The 19,476-nt window shown below is 66.9% G+C and carries 19 protein-coding genes; 7 read left to right on the forward strand and 12 right to left on the reverse strand.

Annotated features, from left to right (window positions below):
• Positions 1-477: 477 nt before the first annotated feature.
• The 5 genes from AC3WTC_RS16420 to AC3WTC_RS16440 form a co-directional block, all read right to left on the reverse strand.
• Positions 478-1,734, reverse strand: coding sequence for a cysteine desulfurase (locus tag AC3WTC_RS16420; RefSeq protein ID WP_025873982.1), 1,257 nt, complete (start codon positions 1,732-1,734; stop codon positions 478-480).
• On the reverse strand, positions 1,731-2,993 hold the full coding sequence (gene sufD / locus AC3WTC_RS16425; RefSeq protein ID WP_492711964.1) for a Fe-S cluster assembly protein SufD: 1,263 nt from the start codon (positions 2,991-2,993) through the stop codon (positions 1,731-1,733). Before sufD ends, AC3WTC_RS16420 begins: the two co-directional genes overlap by 4 nt.
• Positions 2,993-3,757, reverse strand: a complete 765-nt coding sequence (gene sufC, locus AC3WTC_RS16430) for a Fe-S cluster assembly ATPase SufC (RefSeq protein ID WP_089239372.1) — start codon at positions 3,755-3,757, stop codon at positions 2,993-2,995. The genes sufD and sufC overlap by 1 nt, the downstream gene beginning before the upstream one ends.
• Positions 3,758-3,830: 73 nt before the next feature.
• The gene (sufB, locus tag AC3WTC_RS16435) at positions 3,831-5,306 is read right to left on the reverse strand and encodes a Fe-S cluster assembly protein SufB (RefSeq protein WP_033830551.1); all 1,476 of its coding nucleotides are present in this window, start codon (positions 5,304-5,306) and stop codon (positions 3,831-3,833) included.
• An 18-nt stretch (positions 5,307-5,324) separates the two neighbouring features.
• A complete protein-coding gene (locus AC3WTC_RS16440) occupies positions 5,325-5,780 on the reverse strand; it encodes an SUF system Fe-S cluster assembly regulator (RefSeq protein ID WP_025873978.1) in 456 nt (151 codons plus the stop codon).
• 210 nt (positions 5,781-5,990) lie between these two features.
• Between AC3WTC_RS16440 and AC3WTC_RS16445 the strand changes: the two genes are divergently transcribed.
• Complete coding sequence (locus tag AC3WTC_RS16445) at positions 5,991-6,458, forward strand: SET domain-containing protein (protein ID WP_010483549.1); 468 nt, start codon at positions 5,991-5,993, stop codon at positions 6,456-6,458.
• 172 nt (positions 6,459-6,630) lie between these two features.
• A complete protein-coding gene (locus AC3WTC_RS16450) occupies positions 6,631-7,173 on the forward strand; it encodes a type 1 glutamine amidotransferase domain-containing protein (protein WP_025873977.1) in 543 nt (180 codons plus the stop codon).
• Between the two features lie 72 nt (positions 7,174-7,245).
• Here AC3WTC_RS16450 and AC3WTC_RS16455 read toward each other — a convergent pair whose 3' ends face one another.
• From AC3WTC_RS16455 to AC3WTC_RS16470, 4 genes are all read right to left on the reverse strand, one after another.
• On the reverse strand, positions 7,246-7,842 hold the full coding sequence (locus AC3WTC_RS16455) for a YceB family lipoprotein (RefSeq protein WP_481463277.1): 597 nt from the start codon (positions 7,840-7,842) through the stop codon (positions 7,246-7,248).
• An 81-nt stretch (positions 7,843-7,923) separates the two neighbouring features.
• Positions 7,924-8,466: a hypothetical protein gene (locus AC3WTC_RS16460; protein WP_105163586.1), complete on the reverse strand. Its 543-nt coding sequence runs from the start codon at positions 8,464-8,466 to the stop codon at positions 7,924-7,926.
• 70 nt (positions 8,467-8,536) lie between these two features.
• Positions 8,537-8,845, reverse strand: a complete 309-nt coding sequence (locus AC3WTC_RS16465; RefSeq protein WP_025873974.1) for a DUF3861 family protein — start codon at positions 8,843-8,845, stop codon at positions 8,537-8,539.
• A gap of 304 nt (positions 8,846-9,149) precedes the next feature.
• Positions 9,150-9,548 (reverse strand): HU family DNA-binding protein, encoded by a 399-nt coding sequence (locus AC3WTC_RS16470; protein ID WP_025873973.1) that lies wholly within the window; start codon positions 9,546-9,548, stop codon positions 9,150-9,152.
• Between the two features lie 370 nt (positions 9,549-9,918).
• On the opposite strand from AC3WTC_RS16470, the gene AC3WTC_RS16475 reads away from it, so the two are divergent.
• Positions 9,919-10,350, forward strand: coding sequence for an OsmC family protein (locus AC3WTC_RS16475; RefSeq protein WP_080149475.1), 432 nt, complete (start codon positions 9,919-9,921; stop codon positions 10,348-10,350).
• An 87-nt stretch (positions 10,351-10,437) separates the two neighbouring features.
• Here the strand turns inward: AC3WTC_RS16475 and AC3WTC_RS16480 are convergent, their stop codons facing one another.
• Together AC3WTC_RS16480 and AC3WTC_RS16485 are read right to left on the reverse strand one after the other, a co-directional pair.
• Complete coding sequence (locus tag AC3WTC_RS16480; RefSeq protein WP_492711967.1) at positions 10,438-11,316, reverse strand: PhzF family phenazine biosynthesis protein; 879 nt, start codon at positions 11,314-11,316, stop codon at positions 10,438-10,440.
• Between the two features lie 94 nt (positions 11,317-11,410).
• Positions 11,411-12,283, reverse strand: coding sequence for a PhzF family phenazine biosynthesis protein (locus AC3WTC_RS16485; RefSeq protein WP_492711969.1), 873 nt, complete (start codon positions 12,281-12,283; stop codon positions 11,411-11,413).
• Positions 12,284-12,358: 75 nt separating this feature from the next.
• On the opposite strand from AC3WTC_RS16485, the gene AC3WTC_RS16490 reads away from it, so the two are divergent.
• The 3 genes from AC3WTC_RS16490 to murD all read left to right on the forward strand — a co-directional run bounded on the left by AC3WTC_RS16490 (position 12,359) and on the right by murD (position 17,786).
• Complete coding sequence (locus AC3WTC_RS16490) at positions 12,359-14,953, forward strand: bifunctional aspartate kinase/diaminopimelate decarboxylase (protein WP_492711971.1); 2,595 nt, start codon at positions 12,359-12,361, stop codon at positions 14,951-14,953.
• A 90-nt stretch (positions 14,954-15,043) separates the two neighbouring features.
• The gene (gene murL / locus AC3WTC_RS16495; RefSeq protein WP_492711972.1) at positions 15,044-16,396 is read left to right on the forward strand and encodes a UDP-N-acetyl-alpha-D-muramoyl-L-alanyl-L-glutamate epimerase; all 1,353 of its coding nucleotides are present in this window, start codon (positions 15,044-15,046) and stop codon (positions 16,394-16,396) included.
• Positions 16,377-17,786, forward strand: a complete 1,410-nt coding sequence (gene murD / locus AC3WTC_RS16500; RefSeq protein ID WP_492711974.1) for a UDP-N-acetylmuramoyl-L-alanine--D-glutamate ligase — start codon at positions 16,377-16,379, stop codon at positions 17,784-17,786. Before murL ends, murD begins: the two co-directional genes overlap by 20 nt.
• 103 nt (positions 17,787-17,889) lie before the next feature.
• Here murD and AC3WTC_RS16505 read toward each other — a convergent pair whose 3' ends face one another.
• Complete coding sequence (locus tag AC3WTC_RS16505) at positions 17,890-18,477, reverse strand: SMI1/KNR4 family protein (RefSeq protein WP_492711975.1); 588 nt, start codon at positions 18,475-18,477, stop codon at positions 17,890-17,892.
• 129 nt (positions 18,478-18,606) lie between these two features.
• Between AC3WTC_RS16505 and AC3WTC_RS16510 the strand changes: the two genes are divergently transcribed.
• On the forward strand, positions 18,607-19,398 hold the full coding sequence (locus AC3WTC_RS16510) for a dienelactone hydrolase family protein (RefSeq protein WP_099783146.1): 792 nt from the start codon (positions 18,607-18,609) through the stop codon (positions 19,396-19,398).
• The last annotated feature ends 78 nt before the right edge of the window (positions 19,399-19,476 follow it).

Here is a 19,476-nt window from a genome sequence, read left to right on the forward strand (position 1 = left end):
TTCTTTGCATGACCAAGAGATGTTGGCGTTATATGCTTATTCCAATTCCAAGGGTCCTTTGATGGCCTTTTGCAAATTGGTACTTGGTTCAGTGCTGTTTCTTGCTGCGGCAATGGATTGTTCGGTCCATGAAAAAGTAGTGGGCGCGTTGATGTCTGTTTGTCGGTCATAAGTGCATATGTTTCCGCGTCTCGGGAATGGGCTGAGTATGTCTGCGTTGTCGTTCCTGAGGCTGGTCGTGGCGGGCTCCGTGGGTATGCTGTAATGCATCGCGCAGGCAAAGTTAAGGTGCCTTCCGAAGAGCTTAAGTCATTTCATGTTTATTTGGATTCAAAATGCAAGGCAGTGGTCGGTGAACTCGGGTGTCAGTGACGAGAGCCTGCCGTTGCGAATGGTCGTGTTTGCCGGTGCTCCTCGCAAAAGAAAAACGCCACGGTCTCCCGTGGCGTACGTATCTTTCCAGCGGTTACTGAAGCCTTACCCCAGCAACTTCCGCACCTTCGTCAACGCAGTCATGAACCGCTCGATCTCTTCATGCGTGTTGTAGAACGCCAGCGACGCACGGCAGGTCGCCGCCACGCCGTAGTACTGCAGCAGCGGATGCGCGCAGTGCTGGCCCGAGCGCACGGCCACACCTTCCAGATCCAGCAGGGTAGCCAGATCGTGCGCATGGGCGCCGTCGATCAGGAATGACACCACCGCCGCCTTTTCCGGTGCCTCGCCGATGATGCGCAGGCCATCGACCCGGCGCAGCTCTTCGGTGAAGTGCGCCAGCAGCTCGGCTTCGCGCGCTTCCACGTGGTCCAGGCCGACGTTCTGCAGATAGTCCGCGGCCACGCCGAGGCCGATGAAACCGGCGATGTTGGGGGTGCCGGCTTCAAACTTGTGCGGGGCGTCGTTGAATACGGTGCCGTCGAAGCTGACTTCCTTGATCATCTCGCCGCCGCCCAGGAACGGCGGCATCGCGTCCAGATGCTCGCGACGCGCCCACAGCGCACCGGTGCCGGTCGGGCCGCACATCTTGTGGCCGGTGATGGCGTAGAAGTCGCAGCCGATCGCGGTGACGTCGACCTTGCGGTGCGGGGCGGCCTGCGAGCCGTCGACCACGGTGACGATGCCGCGTTTGCGCGCTTCGCGGCAGATCTCGCGCACCGGGTTGATGGTGCCGAGTACGTTGGAGACATGGGCCACGGCCAGCAGCTTGACCTCGGCGGTCATCGCCGCGCGCAGCGCGTCCAGGTCCAGCGCGCCGTCGGGGGTGATCTCGGCCACGCGGATGGTCGCGCCGGTGCGCTGGGCGACCAGCTGCCACGGCACGATGTTGGCGTGGTGTTCCATGCGCGACACCAGGATCACGTCGCCGGCCTTCAGCCGGGGCAGGGCCCAGGAGTAGGCAACCAGATTGATCGCGAAGGTGGTGCCGCTGCACAGCACCAGGTCGTTGCTGCGCACGTTGAGGAAACGGGCCAGCTTGTTGCGTGCGCCTTCGTAGGCGTCGGTGGCCTCGGTACCCAGCGCATGCACGGCACGGCTGACGTTGGCGTTGTAGCGGCGGTAGAACTCGTCCACCGCGCCGATCACCTGCACCGGCTTCTGGCCGGTGTTGGCGTTGTCGAAATAGACCAGCGGCTTGCCGTGCACTTCGCGCATCAGCAGCGGGAAGTCCAGGCGCACGCGCGCCCAGTCGGGGGCGTCGGCGGGTGCTTCGATCGGTCGCGGGGTGGACAGGTTCATGCCACGCCCGCCTCGGCCAGGGCCTTGTCCAGCCGGCGTGCCAGCTGTTCGCGCAGCGCTTCGGGCAGCACCCTCAGCGGCTCGTGGCAGAACGCGGCGCTCAGCAGCGCCTGCGCCTGGGCCTGCGGCAGGCCGCGCGAGCGCAGGTAGAACAGCGCGTTGGCGTCGAGCTGGCCGACGGTGGCACCGTGTGCGGCCTTCACTTCGTCGGCGTCGATCACCAGCGTCGGCTGGGTATCGATCTCGGCGTCGGCCGACAGCAGCAGGTTCTTGTTGGACAGGTTGGCGTCGGTGCCATCGGCACCGGCACGGATCTGGATGCCGCCATGGAACACCACGCGGCTGCGGTTGGCGGCCACGCCACGCCACTGCAGCTCGGCGCTGGTGTCGCGGGCGATGTGGTCGATGCCCAGGCGGGTATCGACGTGGCGGCGACCGTTGCCGAGCAGCACGCCATTGGCGGTCAGCTGGGCGTTGTCGCCTTCCAGGCGCACGTTCAGCTCATGGCGGCTGAGCGCGGCACCCAGCTCCAGGTCCACGCGGTGGTACTGCGCGTCCTTGGCCAGCACCGCGTCGGTACGCAGGAAGCTGGTCTGGCGCGCGCTGCCGGCCTGCACGCGGGCGTGCTTGAGCACCGCATCGCGGGCGACGTGGGCGTGCAGCACCGTGTTGTCCAGATGCGCCGAATCACCGACGCTGAAGCGGTGCTCGACCACGCCCAGGCTGGCGCCGGCACGCAGTTCGATCAGGTGGCGGTGGTGCCAGGCCAGGTCGGTGTCGCCGGCCACGCTGGCGAATACCAGCTGCAGCGGCACCTCGACCTGCACGCCGTCGTCCACGCGCAGCACCACGCCTTCATCGGCGAGGGCGGCGTTGAGGCGGGCGAACACATCGTCGCTGCGATCGTAGCGGCGGCCGAGGAAGCGCACGGCGTCCTCGCCAGCGGCCAGTGCGGAGGACAACGTCTCCAGCTGCACGCCGGTCGGCAGGCCCTGCACGTCGCTCAGCGCGTCGTTGAGGCGGCCATTGACGAACACCAGGCGCGGTGCCGGGATGTCCTCCAGCGCGGCGGCATCCAGCAGCGCCGGGGCCAACGGTGCGGCCGCAAAGCTGCGACGCTCCAGCTGGCGCAGCGAGGTGTACTTCCAGGTTTCGCTGCGTGCGCCGGGCAGGCCGTCGCGCAGCACGCTGTCGAGCACTTCGCGGCGCGCATCGCTGCCGCAGAAGGCCTGGGCCATGGAATCGAGCAGGGCGCTCATCAGACCGCCGCCTCGGGCACGACCCGGTCCTTCAGGAAGTCATAGCCGTGCGCTTCCAGTTCCAGCGCCAGTTCCGGGCCGCCGCTCTTGACGATGCGGCCATCGGCCAGCACGTGCACGACGTCCGGCTTGATGTAGTCCAGCAGGCGCTGGTAGTGGGTGATGACCAGGAACGAGCGGTCGGCGCTGCGCAGCGCGTTGACGCCGTCGGCCACGCTCTTCAGTGCATCGATGTCCAGGCCCGAATCGGTTTCGTCCAGGATCGCCAGCTTCGGCTCGAGCACGGCCAGCTGGAAGATCTCGTTGCGCTTCTTCTCGCCACCGGAGAAGCCTTCGTTGACGCCACGGTGCAGCAGTTCGTCCTTCAGGTGCAGCACGGCCAGCTTCTGCCGCACCAGCTTGAGGAACTGCATGGAATCGAGCTCTTCCTCGCCGCGCGCCTTGCGCTGTGCATTCAGCGCGGCGCGCAGGAAGTAGGTGTTGTTCACGCCGGGGATTTCCACCGGGTACTGGAATGCCAGGAACAGGCCGGCAGCGGCGCGCGCTTCCGGGTCCTGGTCGAGCAGGTCGACGCCTTCGAACTGCACGCTGCCTTCGGTGACCTCATAGCCGTCGCGGCCAGCCAGGACATTGCCCAGCGTGGACTTGCCGGCGCCGTTGGGGCCCATGATGGCGTGCACCTGGCCCGGCTTCACTTCCAGGGACAGGCCCTTGAGGATTTCCTTGTCGCCGATGCGGGCGTGGAGGTTTTCGATCTTCAGCATGGTGGGGGTTTCCGTGGTGCGGGCCGGGGCCCGCCGGTAAAAAGAATGCGTTGTGCGAGGGCAGGACGGGCGATCAGCCCACCGAACCTTCCAGCGAGACTTCCAGCAGCTTCTTGGCTTCCACCGCGAATTCCATCGGCAGTTCGCGGAACACCTGCTTGCAGAAGCCGTCGACGATCATCGACACCGCGTCTTCCTGGCTGATGCCACGGGCGCGGCAGTAGAACAGCTGGTCGTCGGAGATCTTCGAGGTGGTCGCCTCGTGCTCGACGGTGGCGCCCGGGTTCTTCACCTCGATGTAGGGGAAGGTGTGGGCGCCACACTGCTTGCCGATCAGCAGCGAATCGCACTGGGTGTAGTTGCGCGCGCCGTCGGCATTGCGGTCGATCTTCACCAGGCCGCGGTAGGTGTTCTGGCCGCGGCCGGCGCTGATGCCCTTGCTGATGATCTTGCTCTTGGTGCGCTTGCCGACGTGGATCATCTTGGTGCCGGTGTCGGCCTGCTGGCGATGGTGGGTCAGTGCCACCGAGTGGAACTCACCGACCGAGTCGTCGCCCAGCAGCACGCAGGACGGGTACTTCCAGGTGATCGCCGAGCCGGTCTCGACCTGGGTCCAGGTGACCTTGCTGCGCGCGCCACGGCATTCGGCACGCTTGGTGACGAAGTTGTAGATGCCGCCGACGCCGTTCTCATCGCCCGGGTACCAGTTCTGCACGGTGGAGTACTTGATCTCGGCATCGTCCAGCGTCACCAGCTCGACCACCGCCGCATGCAGCTGGTTCTCATCGCGCATCGGCGCGGTGCAGCCCTCCAGGTAGGACACGTACGCCTTCTCTTCGCAGATGATCAGCGTGCGCTCGAACTGGCCGGTGTGGCCGGCGTTGATGCGGAAGTAGGTGCTCAGTTCCATCGGGCAACGCACGCCCTTGGGAATGAACACGAAGCTGCCATCGGAGAACACCGCAGAATTGAGCGCGGCGAAGTAGTTGTCGCCGACCGGCACCACGGTGCCCAGGTACTGTTTGACCAGTTCCGGGTGCTCCTTGATGGCTTCGGACATCGAGCAGAACACGATGCCCTTTTCGGCCAGTTCCTTGCGGAAGGTGGTACCGACGGACACCGAGTCGAACACCGCGTCCACCGCTACGCCGGCCAGCTTGGCGCGCTCGTGCAGCGGCACGCCCAGCTTGTCGTAGGTGTCCAGCAGTTCCTTGGGCACGTCATCCAGCGAGGCGTACTTCGGGCCCTTCGGCGCGGAGTAGTAGCTGAGCGCCTGCAGGTCGATCGGGGCGATCTGCAGCTTGGCCCAGTTCGGCATCGGCATGGTCAGGAAGTGGCGGTAGGCGTCCAGGCGCCACTGCGTCATCCATTCCGGCTCTTCCTTCTTGGCCGACAGGGCGCGGATGGTGTCCTCGTCCAGGCCGGCGGGAAGGGAGTCCGACTCGATGTCCGTGATGAAGCCGGCCGAATACTTGCGGCCGAGCTGCTCATGGATCTCGCGGTTGGGGGTGTCGTCGCTGGCGACGGTTTCGATGGTTTCGGTGGCCATGGGGGGGCTGCCTACGGATCAGGAGACGACGTCGACAGCGATGGTGCGGCGCTGTTCTTCGTCGACAAGGGGAAGAGGGGGCAGGATCTGCGCCAGGCTGACATCGCGCAGGGCCTCGGAGACCACGTCGTTGATCAGCCGCCAGCTGCTGCGCGCGCCGCACTTGGGCGCCATGCCGCACTGGTGGTGGTCGTGGCTGCACTCGGTCAGGGCCAATGGCCCTTCCATGGCTTCAACCACTTCAAACAGCGAGATCTCGATCGATGGGCGGGTCAGCCGGTAGCCGCCGCGGACGCCGCGCAGGCCTTCGACCAGGCCAGCCTGGGCCAGTGGCTTGAGCACCTTGCTGACGGTGGGCGGCTCCAGACCGGTGAATTCGGCCAGCTCGGTGGCACTGAGCACCTCGCCCGGACGGGCGGCGAGTACGGTCAGTACGACGGTGGCGTAATCGGTGAGCTTGGTGACGCGCAACATGGGATGCGAGTGGTTCTTAAAGCGGACTGAAATTGTACGCTTTTATTCGCCGGCATCCAACCCGGCCATTCAGCGGGCGCTTGGGCCCGGCCGGAGGGCAGTCGCCAAGGGCCGCCATCGGGGCGACATGCTGCGGCATGGGGGTGATTTTCGCAATCACCCGGAATGGGCGAGAATCAACGTTCCTTCCGCTGCAAACGTCTCTTGCCGATGCCCAAGAAGATCCAAGCCCGCAAGTCCGCCATCCACGGCAACGGTGTGTTTTCCGTGGCCCCGATCAAGCAGGGCGAGCGCGTGATCCAGTACAAGGGCCTGCTGCGCAGCCACGGCGATGTCGATGCCGATGACAGTGGCGACGTGGAAAGCGGCCATACCTTCCTGTTCACCCTCAACGACGACTGGGTGATCGATGCCAACTACAAGGGCAACGACGCGCGCTGGATCAACCACAGCTGCGACCCCAACTGCGAGGCGGTGATCGAGGAAGACGAAGACGGTGACAGCCGCGGCGACAAGGTCTTCATCGAGGCGCTGCGCGATATCAAGGCGGGCGAAGAGCTGACGTACAACTACGGCATCACCCTGGCCGAGCGCCACACGGCCAAGCTGAAGAAGATCTGGGAGTGCCGCTGTGGCTCGCCCAAGTGCACCGGCACGATGCTGCAGCCCAAGCGCTGATCCGGTAGCGCCGGGCAATGCCCGGCGAGCGCGAAGCGCGGGCGGAACCAGAAGCCGCCGGGCACGGCCCGGCGCTACCCGGGCGATTCTCCACCTGCCGTGCACGTGAGGGTCACCGCCGTTCAAGGGCCACTCGGCCACCCTGTGCGCTCCCCCTTATCTGGAGCACGACATGGCACAGCGTCTACGCGGCAAACAGATCGCCATCCTCGCCACGCACGGTTTCGAGCAGTCCGAACTGATCGAGCCCAAGCACCTGCTGGAAGCCGAGGGCGCGCGCGTGAGCGTGGTGTCGCCGGCCAAGGAGGCGAGCATCAAGGGCTGGAAGGACAAGGACTGGGGTGATTCGGTCGCCGTGGATCAACCACTGGATGGCGCCGATGCCGGCCGTTTCGATGCGCTGGTGCTGCCCGGTGGCGTGATCAATCCGGATACCCTGCGCACCAACGAAGCAGTACTGGATTTCATCCGCAGCATGGCCGGTGCCGGCAAGCCGGTGGCGGCGATCTGCCACGGCCCCTGGCTGCTGATCAACAGCGGGCTGGCGGAGGGACACGAGGTCACCTCGTGGCCGTCGCTGCAGCAGGACCTGGCCAATGCCGGCGCGCGCTGGCGCGACGCGGAAGTGGTGGTGGACGGCAACCTGATCACCAGCCGCAAGCCCGATGACATTCCAGCCTTCAGCGAGGCGGTGGTGAAAGCGCTGGCGGCGTGATGCGGCGCTGGTAGCGCCGGCCGCTGGCCGGCACGTGCGTAAAAGGATTGCCGGCCAGCGGCCGGCACTACCTTATTTGCCGAGGATGCCCGCCGGCACCAGGTCGCCCAGGTTCTGGTTGAAGGTCACCACCAGCTTGCCGTTCTTCACCTGCGCCGACTGCACCTGCAGGGCACCGAGCAGGCCGGCCACGGCCGGGTCCAGCTTGTAGATCGGTTCGCGCTGGGCGTAGTCGCTCAGCCATGCGTTCAGCAGGCCACGGGTCCGTGAATCGAGACCGCCACCCTGGCTCGCCGGAGTGAAGTCATCCACGCTCGGCTGCTGCAGGTGGAAGCCTTGGGTCTGCGCGTCATAGCGCAGGCCACTGCTGAGCTTCACCGTACCCAGCTTGGCCGGATTGCCGCCGGCGGTGGCCAGCGCCACGTCCATGCCCAGGTTCAAGCGCTCACCTGCCGGCAGGCTCAGCTGCGGGTGGCTCATGGTCAGCGCGATCAGGCCGCCCAGCGCGTCCTGCGTGCGCGGGAAGCTGCCGTCCAGATACTGCTGCACGTCGCTGGCGCCAACCGCCAGTTCACGACCGGAGATCGAAGGGGCGGCCTGCGCACCGATCGCAGCAGCAATCAGCACGGTCGAGGCGGCAAGGCGGGTCATCAGGGAACGCAGGCGCATGGCGGTGACCGGAAGAAGGAACCAAGAGGCCTACAGAGTAGCTTTGCCCGCTGAATCGCGGGTACACACGGTTGCAACGGTTCAGTCCAGCGTTGGTTGCAGGCTGGCCGACTGGATCTGCCAGCTGCGGCCATCGGCGCTGGGCTGCACGCGGTACCAGCCGTGGTAGCGGAAGGTGCCATTGGCGGTCACCGCGCGGATCTTCACTGGCACCTCCAGCAGGCGTGGCGGCTGCCCATCGTCGCGGGGCAACGCCACGTCACTGTCCAGGCGCAGGTTGCGCACGTCGGGCAGCAGGCGCAGCACGGCATCGTCGGCATGACGCGGGTCGGCGGGGGCATAGGCCCAGGCCGCATCGCTGCGCGATGTGTTGCGGTTGAGCAGATCCAGCATGTAGCGGTTGAGCATCGCTGCGGGCGTTTCGCTGCCGTTGGCAACGGCGCCATACAGCGGATCGATGGCGATCGCGTCAACGGTAGCGGCCTGCGGTGCCGCTTTCGTCGTTGGCACCGACGGGGCGGTTGTGGCGCCGCTCGCGTCGCGCTCGGCCGCATCGACCGGGGGCGCCGGGTTGGAACACCCCGCCACAAGCAGCGGGATCAGCAAGGAAATAAAGCCGCGCATGTCTGCCTCCTCCCCGAGGCGACCTGGAAGGCGGCAGTGTAGCGGCCGGGGGCCGCTCAGCGCGAAGTGGTCAGCGCGAAGAGGGAAGCTGTTCCAGCGCGTCCAGCGCCGGCAGGACCTGCGCGGCGACCGCTGCCAGTGCATGGCCGTCGGTGTCGGCATGGCGCTGCACGATGTCACGCAGCAGCTGGGTGGCCACCACCAGGGTGGCACGTTCGTCACCGCTCAGGCCTGCCGTGCGCGGGGCCGATTCCAGCAGGCGCATCAGGTCGCGGCTGGCGCGGTGCTCCAGTTCGATGGTGCAGCGCCCGGTGCACTGGTGCCCGTCCTTTTCGATCGGGGTCACCGAGATCCGGTAGCGGGTGGAAGGGCTGGCCATGGGGGTGCTCGCGCTGGTGGGGAGGAATGGGACCACCATAGGCAAGGCGTCGGCCGGCGGCGATGGCCGGCGCTGCACGCAGTGTTCCACCCGGTTCGTTCCTGCGCTGGAAAAACAGCGGCGCGGCCATGGGCGGCGGGCCTGTGCGGGAAATTGCGTGGGCGCGGGAAACGCTGTGTTGCGGGGGCGCAGTGGACGGCATCCACGCATGGCGTGGATCTACTGCAGAGCGAGCGCGGATGCGGGGCAAAAAAAACGGGACGGCCAAGGCCGTCCCGTCAGGTATCCGCTGCAGGGCGCGCGCTTAGAGCGCAGCGTCCTTGAGCTTCTTCAGCGGGCGAACCTTGAGCTTGGTGGTGGCCGGCTTGGCGGCGAACCACTGCTCTTCCTTGGTGAACGGGTTGATGCCCTTGCGCTTCGGCTTGGCCGGCACATTGACGGTGGTGATCTTCAGCAGGCCCGGCAGGGTGAACGAGCCGGCGCCCTTCTTGTGCACCGAGGAAGCGACAGCGCCTTCCAGCGAGGCCAGCACAGCGCGGACGTCCTTGGCGACAACGCCGGAGACTTCAGCGATGTGTGCAACCAGGCCCGACTTGGTCAGCACTTCCTTGATCGGCTTCGGAGCGGCCGGCTTGGCGGCTGCCTTCGTCGCGACTTTCTTCACTGCCTTCTTCGGGGCAGCCTTCTTAGCGGTCTTTGCCATGGTTTCCTGTTCCGTGAACGGTTGGTTGTTTGGTCGGCGCCGAACCCCGTCGGCAAGCGCAATGTAGGGCAACTCTTGGGCGCCGCCAATAGCCTGGAGCGCTGAAAGTGCATGTTTTTTCATATCCAGGCCGATTCAGTACATGGCCGGCAGTAGGGGGAGCGGGTGCGGTGGTGCGCTGCACCGCAGTGTCGGTGATTTCGACTGGATGGGCGAAATGACTGAAAACAACGGGGAAATCGCCAGATTGCTGGCGAAGAAGTGTCCAGTCGTTGGCTCGGGACAGGCGCGCCGCGTGCGGCGGGGCGACGCAGGGCTAACGCGGCGCGTGCCAGGGTATTGGTTCATCACAGCCACAACGGAGCAGGACATGGGAATCTCGCGACACGCTGCCGCGCATTGGGAAGGCGACCTGAAGTCGGGCAAGGGCCAGTTGAGCACGCCGCAGAGTGGTCTTCTGGACAAGACCCGCTACGGCTTCAACAGCCGTTTCGGTGATGAAAAGGGCACCAATCCCGAAGAACTGATCGCTGCCGCGCACGCCGGTTGTTTCACCATGGCGCTGTCGGCCAAGCTCGGCGAGGCAGGCTTTACCCCGACCTCGCTGGATACCGAAGCCAAGGTCGATCTGTCGATGGAAGGCGGCCCGCAGCTGTCGCAGATCCGGCTGAAAGTGAAGGCGGTTGTGCCGGGAATCGAGGCGACGCAGTTCCGCGCGATCGCTGATGACGCCAAGCAGAACTGCCCGGTTTCCAAGGCGCTGAGCGCGGTGCCGATCAGCCTGGAAGCCGAACTGGGCTGAGAAGGTAGTGCCGGCCGCTGGCCGGCAACCACATGAAACCGGGTATAAGGTGGCAGCCGGCCAGCGGCCGGCTCTACCGCCTTGCGTTCACCAATCGATGGTGCCGGAAATCACCGTCTGCACCTGGCCGCCGGACCAGACCTCGCCCTCTTCATCGACCAGCAGCGTCAGCCGCGCATCGTGGCCGACTTCGCGTCCCTGGCTGACGTCGAAGGGCTGGCGGCCGCGCGGAAGGGCGTCGCGCAGGTCCAGCCAGGCCGCCAGTACAGCGTTGGCCGCGCCAGAAGCGGCATCCTCGAAGCGGCGCCCATTGCCGACGAAAGCGCGCACGGCCAGGTCGTAACCTTCGCTGCCATCGGCAAAGGCATAGGCGAACACGCCCATGCTGCCGGTCGATTCAGCCAGCGTGGCGATCGCATCCCAGTCCGGGTGCAGGGCGCGCAACGCGGCCTCATCCGCGACCTCTACGACCCACCAGCTGCGGCCACCCTGCATGCGGGCCGGCGGCAGCGAACCCAGCGGCCAGGTGTGCAATGCGGCCTGCAGGCGTGGGTCATCGGTGGCGGCGATCTCGGCCAGCTGCGCACGGGGCGTGCGGATAGCGATGCGCTGCTGCGCGCCTTCGCCGGTCACGCGCAGTGGCAGCGCACCGGCGATGCCGTCCTGAACCAGTACCCCGTCGACCGACATGGCCAGTCCCGCCTGCAGCACCGCGTGGGCGGTGCCGACGCTGGGATGGCCGGCGAACGGCACTTCCTTCTGCGGGCTGAACATGCGCAGCCGATAGCTGGTGCCGGCCGTCTGTGCCGGGAACACAAACGTCGTTTCGGGCAGGCGGGTCCAGCGGGCGATGGCCTGCATCGCTGCATCGTCCAGGCCTTCGGCGTCGAGCACGACGGCCAGCGGATTGCCGGCGCCCGGGCGCGGGGAAAACACATCCAGCTGCAGGAAGCGGCGGGTGGTCATCGAGCAGGAACTCCAGGAAACAGGCGGCATAGGGTAACGCGGGGCCATGCCCCGCGAGCGCGCAGCGCGGTAGGCCGCCAGGCGTGGCCCGGCGCTACCAGGTGATGTTGCCGTCTATCACCAGCTGCACCTGGCCGCCGATCCACACCGTGTCCTGCGCGTCCACAGTGACCTGGACGCGGCCGTCGCGGCCGACCTCGCGGCCCTGGCTGGCCAGATAGGTCCGGTTCTCGCCGGGCAGGGCATTACGCTGCCGAAGCCAGGCGCCGATCAGCGCGTTGGCGCTGCCGGTCACCGGGTCTTCCGGCACGTTGGGCGCATCGGCGGGGCAGAACGCGCGCACCACCAGGTCGTGCCCGGTATCGGCTTCGAGCGCGAACACGGCGATGCCGAGCGCGTCGGTGGCAATGCTCCAGTCGCGCAGGGCCGCCATGTCCGGTGCCAGCGTGCGTACGGCCTCGGCGTCGCGCAGCGGCAGCAGCCACCAGCGCGGGCCGTTGTCCCACAGCTCGGCGCGCTGGCCCTCGGCGGCAGCGGCACGCAGAGTGTCAGGAATGTCGCCTGGCAGAGCCGGCAGCGGCCGTGCCGCTGGGCTCGCCAGGCGGATGGTGGGCGCGTTGGCCGGCCCGGTGACCTGCACCGGCAGCAGGCCGGCCGCGCACTGCTGCACCAGGGCCCCGTCGCGTGGCTGCACCAGGCCGCAGGTGACCGCAGCCCAGGCGGCGCCCACGCTGGGGTGCCCGGCGAAGGGCAGCTCGCTGGCAGGGGTGAAGATGCGCACGTGGTAGTCGGCGCCGGCAGCGGTGGGGCGAAGGAAGAACACGGTCTCGGACAGGTTCAGCCAGGCGGCCAGGGCCTGCATGCGGTCGGTGGACAGTCCATCCGCGTCGAACACGACACCGAGCGGGTTGCCGGTACCGGGCTGGTGGGCGAAGACATCGAGCTGCAGGTAGCGGTGGGCGGTCATTGACGGGTGTATTGGGCTTAGAATCGAAGGTTCCGCCCCCTCGGGCGGCTTCCCCACATTACACATAGCCTATCCATGTCAGCTTCCCCCCTTGTCGATCGTTGGATCGTACTGAAGTTCGGCGGCACCTCGGTGTCGCGTCGCCACCGCTGGGACACGATCGGGAAGCTGGCGAAAAAACGGGCCGAAGAGACCGGTTCGCGCGTTCTGGTGGTGGTTTCGGCGCTGTCCGGGGTCACCAATGAACTGACCGCGATTGCCGATGGCGCGCCGGACAGCTGCGATCGCGTGGCGGCGCTGGTCGAACGCCACCAGGCCTTCCTGGACGAGCTGGGGCTGGGCGCGGAGGTGCTGGCCGAGCGGCTGGCCGCGCTGCAGGGCCTGCTGGACGACCCGCGTGCGCCCAGCCGTCCTCTGGACTGGCAGGCCGAAGTGCTCGGCCAGGGTGAACTGCTGTCTTCCAGCCTGGGCGCGGCCTATCTGCGTGCCAGCGGCCTGGATTTCGGCTGGATGGATGCGCGCCAGTGGCTGGACGCGCTGCCGCCGCAGCCGAACCAGAGCGACTGGTCGCAGCGCCTGTCGGTGAACTGCCAGTGGCGTGCCGATGCGGAATGGGCGCAGCGCTTCCGCGCGCAGCCCACGCGCCTGCTGATCACCCAGGGGTTCATCTCGCGTCACGCCGACGGTGGCACTGCCATCCTCGGCCGCGGCGGCTCGGATACCTCCGCGGCATACTTCGGTGCGCTGCTCGGCGCCAGCCGCGTGGAGATCTGGACCGATGTGCCAGGCATGTTCAGCGCCAATCCCAAGGACGTGCCGGACGCGCGCCTGTTGACCCGCCTGGACTATTACGAAGCGCAGGAAATCGCCACCACCGGTGCCAAGGTGCTGCACCCGCGCTCGATCAAGCCGTGCCGCGATGCGGGTGTGCCGATGGCGATCCTCGATACCGAGCGTCCGGAACTGCCGGGTACCAGCATCGACGGCAATGCCGCGCCGGTGCCCGGAGTGAAGGCAATCAGCCGCCGCAACGGCATCGTGCTGGTGTCGATGGAAGGCATCGGCATGTGGCAGCAGGTCGGCTTCCTCGCCGATGTATTCGGCCTGTTCAAGAAGCACGGCCTGTCGGTGGACCTGATCGGTTCGGCCGAGACCAACGTCACCGTATCGCTGGATCCGTCCGAGAACCTGGTCAACACCGATGTGCTGGCCGCGCTGTCGGCCGACCTGTCGCAGATCTGCAAGGTCAAGGTGATCGTGCCGTGTGCGGCGATCACCCTGGTCGGCCTGGGCATGCGCTCGCTGCTGCACAAGCTGTCGGACGTGTGGGCGACCTTCGGTCGTGAGCGCGTGCACATGATTTCGCAGTCGTCCAACGACCTGAACCTGACCTTCGTCATCGACGAAGCCGATGCCGATGGCCTGCTGCCGATCCTGCACGCCGAACTGATCGACAGCGGCGCGATGCCGGTGGAAGAGACCGAAGTGTTCGGCCCGCGCTGGCGCGAAATCGCCGGCACCGTGCGTCCGCGTGGTACGCCGTGGTGGCGCGGCCAGCGTGCGCACCTGCTGCAGCTGGCCGATGCCGGCACCCCGCGCTACGTCTACCACCTGCCGACGGTGCGGGCGCGTGCCCGCGCGCTGGCGGCGATCAAGCCGATCGACCAGCGTTATTACGCGATCAAGGCCAACAGCCATCCGGCCATCCTGCAGTTGCTGGAGGCCGAAGGTTTCGGCCTGGAGTGCGTGTCGCACGGTGAGCTGAAGCATGTGTTCCAGGCCATTCCGGAACTGTCGCCCAAGCGCGTGCTGTTCACCCCCAGCTTCTGCCCGCGCAGCGAGTACGAAGCGGCGTTCGCGCTGGGCGTGACCGTCACTGTCGACAACGTCGAAGCCCTGCAACGCTGGCCGGACCTGTTCCGCAACCGCGAACTGTGGCTGCGCGTGGACCTGGGCCGTGGCGAAGGCCATCACGCCAAGGTCCGCACCGGTGGCAAGGAGTCCAAGTTCGGCCTGCCGATCGCGCGCGTGGACGAGTTCGTGCGCGCGGCCACCGAGCTGGGCACCCGCGTGGTCGGCCTGCATGCGCACCTTGGCAGCGGCGTGGAAACCGCCCAGCACTGGCGCCTGATGTGCGATGAGCTGGCTGGCTTCGCGCGCCGCATCGGCAGCGTGCACACCATCGACATCGGTGGTGGCCTGCCGATCCCGTACAGCGAGGAAGACGAGCCGTTCGACCTGGATGCCTGGGCCGAGGGCCTGGCCGAGGTCAAGGCGCTGCATCCGGCGTTCCGCCTGGCGATCGAGCCGGGCCGCTTCCTGGTGGCCGAATCGGGCGTGCTGCTGACCCACGCCACCCAGGTGGTGGAGAAGGATGGCGTGCGCCGCGTCGGCCTGGATGCCGGCATGAACACGCTGATGCGCCCGGCCCTGTACGACGCCTGGCACGACATCGAGAACCTCAGCCGCCAGGGCGGTTACGCCGAAGCGGCGTTCGATGTGGTCGGCCCGATCTGCGAATCCAGCGATGTGTTCGGCAAGCGCCGCAAGCTGCCGGTGTCGACCGCGCCGGACGATGTGATGCTGATCGCCGACGCCGGTGCCTACGGCTATGTGATGTCCAACACCTACAACCAGCGGGCGATGCCGCGCGAAGACGTGATCGAATGATCGCCGCCTTCCGCGCCCTGCACCCGCCCACCGACACGTCCCGCGCCTGCGCGCGGGCACGTGCCTGACCGTGCTTGAACTGGATTCACCATGACTGCTTTCGATAAACACCAGGTTTCCCGCTTCCGTTTCGTCCGCTGCGAATTCGCCGCGGACACCGGCGTGGCCAAGCTGGTCTACGCCTTCGATGACGGCCCGGAAATGGTGGAAACCGTTACCGTGCCCGGCGCCCCGTTCGTGCTGGAACCGGCCCGTGCCGATGCCGTGCAGCGCGCGCTGCGGCTGCTGCACCTGATTGCTGGTGTGAGCTACTACAAGGCCGGCGTGCCCGATACGGTCATCATCGACAGCTACAGCATCGATGCCGATACCGCAGCGCTGGTGGAGACCATCTACCTCAACGGCCTGGGCGAATTCGCCTACCGCAACGGCCTGAACCTGCGTGGGCGCTTCCGCCTGCCGGTGCAGGGCGAAACGGTGCAGGCACCGGTGCTGGGCCTGCAGGCGCATGCGCTGGTGGCCATCGGCGGTGGCAAGGATTCGCTGGTCAGCATCGAAGCGCTGCGCCGCGCCGGCGTGGACGAGACGGTGACCTGGATCGGGGGTTCGCAGTTGATCCGTGCCTGTGCCGAACGCACCGGGCTGCCGACGTTGAACCTGGGCCGCGCGCTGGCGCCGGAACTGTTCGAACTCAACCGCCAGGGCGCATGGAACGGGCACATCCCGGTGACCGTGGTGAACTCGGCGATCATGGTGCTGGCTGCGCTGCTGCACGGTGTGGACCAGGTGGTGTTCTCCAACGAACGTTCGGCCAGCTACGGCAGCCAGATTCCGGGCACCGGTGAAGTGAACCACCAGTGGTCCAAGGGCTGGGCCTGCGAGCAGGCCTTCGGCAACCACGTGCGCAAGTACGTGGCCGCCGACCTGCAGTACTACTCGCTGCTGCGGCCGATGTCGGAGCTGGCGGTGGCCCGCCAGTTCGCCAAGAGCGATTTCTACGACGCGCATTTCTCCAGCTGCAACCGCAACTTCCACATCCTTGGCGAGCGCCCGGTGAACCGTTGGTGCGGCGTCTGCCCGAAGTGCCACTTCGTGTTCCTGGCGCTGGCCCCGTTCATGCCCAAGACCCGCCTGGTGCGCATCTTCGGCCGCAACCTGCTGGATGACATCGAGCAGGCTGGTGGCTTCGACGCGCTGCTGGAATTCCAGGACCACAAGCCGTTCGAATGCGTGGGCGAAGGCCGCGAATCGCGTGCGGCGATGGCCACCCTGGCGCAGCGCCCGGAGTGGAAGGAAGACGTGCTGGTGAAGCGCTTCTGCAATGAAATCCAGCCGCAGCTGGATGCGGCCGAGCTGGAGCTGGCACCGCTGATGCAGCTGCAGGGCGAACATCGTATTCCGGCGGCGCTGTGGGAACGGGTGCGTGAAGATTTCGCAGCTTGAAGGCAAGCGCGTAGCGCTGTGGGGCTGGGGACGTGAGGGGCGTGCTGCGTATGCGGTGCTGCGCGCGCGCCTGCCATCGCTTGGCCTGAGCCTGTTCTGCCCGGCCAGCGAGGTCGCGGCCGCGCGTGCGGAAACGCAGGGCGTGCTGGACGTGCGTGGTGAACCGTCGGCCGAGACCTTGGCGGCATTCGAGGTGGTGATCAAGTCGCCGGGGATCAGCCCGTACCTGCCGATCGCGTTGGCGGCGGCGGAGCAGGGCACCCGCTTCATCGGCGGCACGGCGTTGTGGTTTGCCGAACATGCCGATGCCGATGGCACCGTGCGCGACACGATCTGCGTGACCGGCACCAAGGGCAAAAGCACCACCACCGCGCTGATCGCGCACCTGCTGCGCGCAGCGGGACATCGCACCGGCCTGGTCGGCAACATCGGCCTGCCACTGCTGGAAGTGCTGGACCCGCAACCGGCGCCTGCGTACTGGGCGGTGGAGCTGTCCAGCTACCAGACCGGCGAGGTCGCGCGCAGTGGTGCGCACCCGCAGGTGGCGGTGGTGCTGAACCTGTTCCCGGAACACCTGGACTGGCACGGCAGCGAACAGCGCTACATCGAAGACAAGCTGCAGCTGGTGACCGGGGCCGCGCCGCGCGTTGCCGTGCTCAATGCCGCAGACCCGCATCTGGCGGCGCTGTCGCTGCCCGGCAGCGATGTGGTCTGGTTCAACCAGCCGCAGGGCTGGCACATGCGCGGTGACATCGTGCATCGCGGCGGGCAGGCGGTATTCGATACCCGCAATACTCCACTGCCGGGCCGCCACAACCGCGGCAACCTGTGCGCGGTGCTGGCCGCGCTGGAGGCGCTGGGCCTGGATGCCGTGGCGCTGGCGCCGGCGGTGCAGGATTTCCGGCCGCTGCCGAACCGCCTGCAACGCATCGGCCAGGCTGATGGCCTGACCTACGTCAACGATTCGATCAGCACCACGCCGCATGCCAGCCTGGCGGCACTGGAGTGCTTTGCCGGCCAGCGCATCGCGTTGCTGGTCGGCGGGCATGATCGTGGCCTGGACTGGACTGATTTCATGCAGCACATGGCGCACGACGTGCCGCCGGTGGAGATCGTGACCATGGGCAGCAACGGCCCGCGCATCCACGCGATGCTGCAGCCGCTGGCCGATGCCGGCCGTTTCGGCCTGCATGCCGCGGCCGATCTGCCTGATGCGATGTCGCTGGCGCGTCGCGCACTGGGCGAGCAGGGTGGGGTGGTGCTGCTGTCACCGGGCGCGCCGAGCTATGGCGCCTACCGCGATTACGTTGCGCGCGGGCGGCATTTCGCCGAGCTGGCCGGATTCGATCCGGACACCATCAGCGCGATTCCGGGTATCGGGATCGCCTGACGGTCGTGCCGGCTGGTGGCCGGCAACCCGGGGATTTCATCCACGCATGGCGTGGATCTACTGGAGAGCCGAGCCCACGCCGGCTGCCGTCACCACGACGCGGTCAACGTTCCTCGTCGAGGAAGCTGTAGTCGCGGTCGATCAGCTGCTGCAGGTAGGCATCGAAGCTGGGGGCGATGACCGCGTAGCTGTCCGGGTCGTGCAGGTAGCGCACCACCTGTCCAACGCTGCCGCCGGGTGCGGGATCGAAATCCAGATACAGCATCGAGGTGCCGCCGTTGTTCATGCAGTGCGAGAAGCACAGGCGGCGGCTCATCGGCAGGTCGGCATCGATGCCGGCACCGAGGATCTCCGGTTCTTCTTCCAGCCATTCCTCGTAGATGGAACGGATGCTGTCGCCCCATTGCTGCTGGTCTTCGAAGATCTGCCCGATGGAGCGCAGGTAGTACGGGTAGTCGCCCACGTCCGAGCCCAGCATCAGCACGCAGACCTCGCCCTTCGGATAGTCGCGGAAGTGCGTGCCGTCCACGCGCGAAAGCAGCTCGACCAGGCTGTCGGGCACCTGCGGCCACTGCGCGCGCAGCCGTTGCAGGTCGGCCTCGCTGGCGCCTTCGGTCCACGCCCATTGCGGGGCATCGTCCTCGGGCAGCCGCGGGTTCAATCCAGACAGAAAGCGATCAACAAGGTTCATGCAGAAAAGGGGACGGAGGGGATCAAGTCGTATCCAACCACACCTGCGTCACGCCGCCAATGCAGAATGCGACGCGGGAGGGGCGATTACGGCTTAATCCCCTCCGTCCCCTTTTTCTGGAGCAGGCGCATGAACCGTTGGCGTTGCGGGGTGGCGATGGTACTGGGGCTGGCAGCGATGCCAGCGTGGGCGGCGATGAAGACCCAGCCGGTGGAGTGGAAGCACCAAGGCACGACCTTCAGTGGCGTTCTGGTCTATGACGATGGAGATGCTGACAAGCGTCCCGGCCTGGTGATGGTGCCGAACTGGAAGGGCGTGAACGAATCGGCCATCGAGAAGGCCAAGCAGCTGGCGGGCGATGACTACGTGGTGCTGGTGGCCGATGTGTACGGCAAGGGCGTGCGGCCGAAGACCGATGCCGAGGCCGGACCGGTGGCGACCAAGCTGCGCAATGACCGGCCGCTGCTGCGGGCGCGGGCGCTGGAGGCGGTCAACGTACTGAAGGCGCAGGCGGGCAAGGCACCGCTGGACGCCAGCCGGATCGGCGCAGTGGGCTTCTGCTTTGGCGGCACCACGGTGCTGGAACTGGCCCGCGCCGGCGCGCCGCTGGCGGGCGTGGTCAGCCTGCATGGCGGGCTCGGCTCCCCCTTGCCGGCGCAGGCCGGCGGCAGCCACCCGTCGGTGCTGGTGCTGAACGGCGCCGACGACAAGAGTGTGACCGCCGAGGATATTGGCAGTTTCCAGAAGGAAATGGATGCGGCCAAGGTGGACTGGGAGTTCACCAACTACAGCGGTGCGGTGCACTGCTTTGCCGAGCGCGATGCCAACAGCCCGCCGGGCTGCCAGTACAACGAACGCGCCGCCAAGCGTGCCTGGAAGGCACTGGATGAGTTCTTCGAGGAGCGTTTCGAGAGGCGTTGAAAAGGTGTGCCGACCAACGGTCGGCACCCACCCGCTGTTGCAGGTCCGTGTCCGCCGGGCATGGCCCGGCGCTACCAG

Source organism: Stenotrophomonas sp. FW305-C-20-S1 (assembly GCF_058783335.1).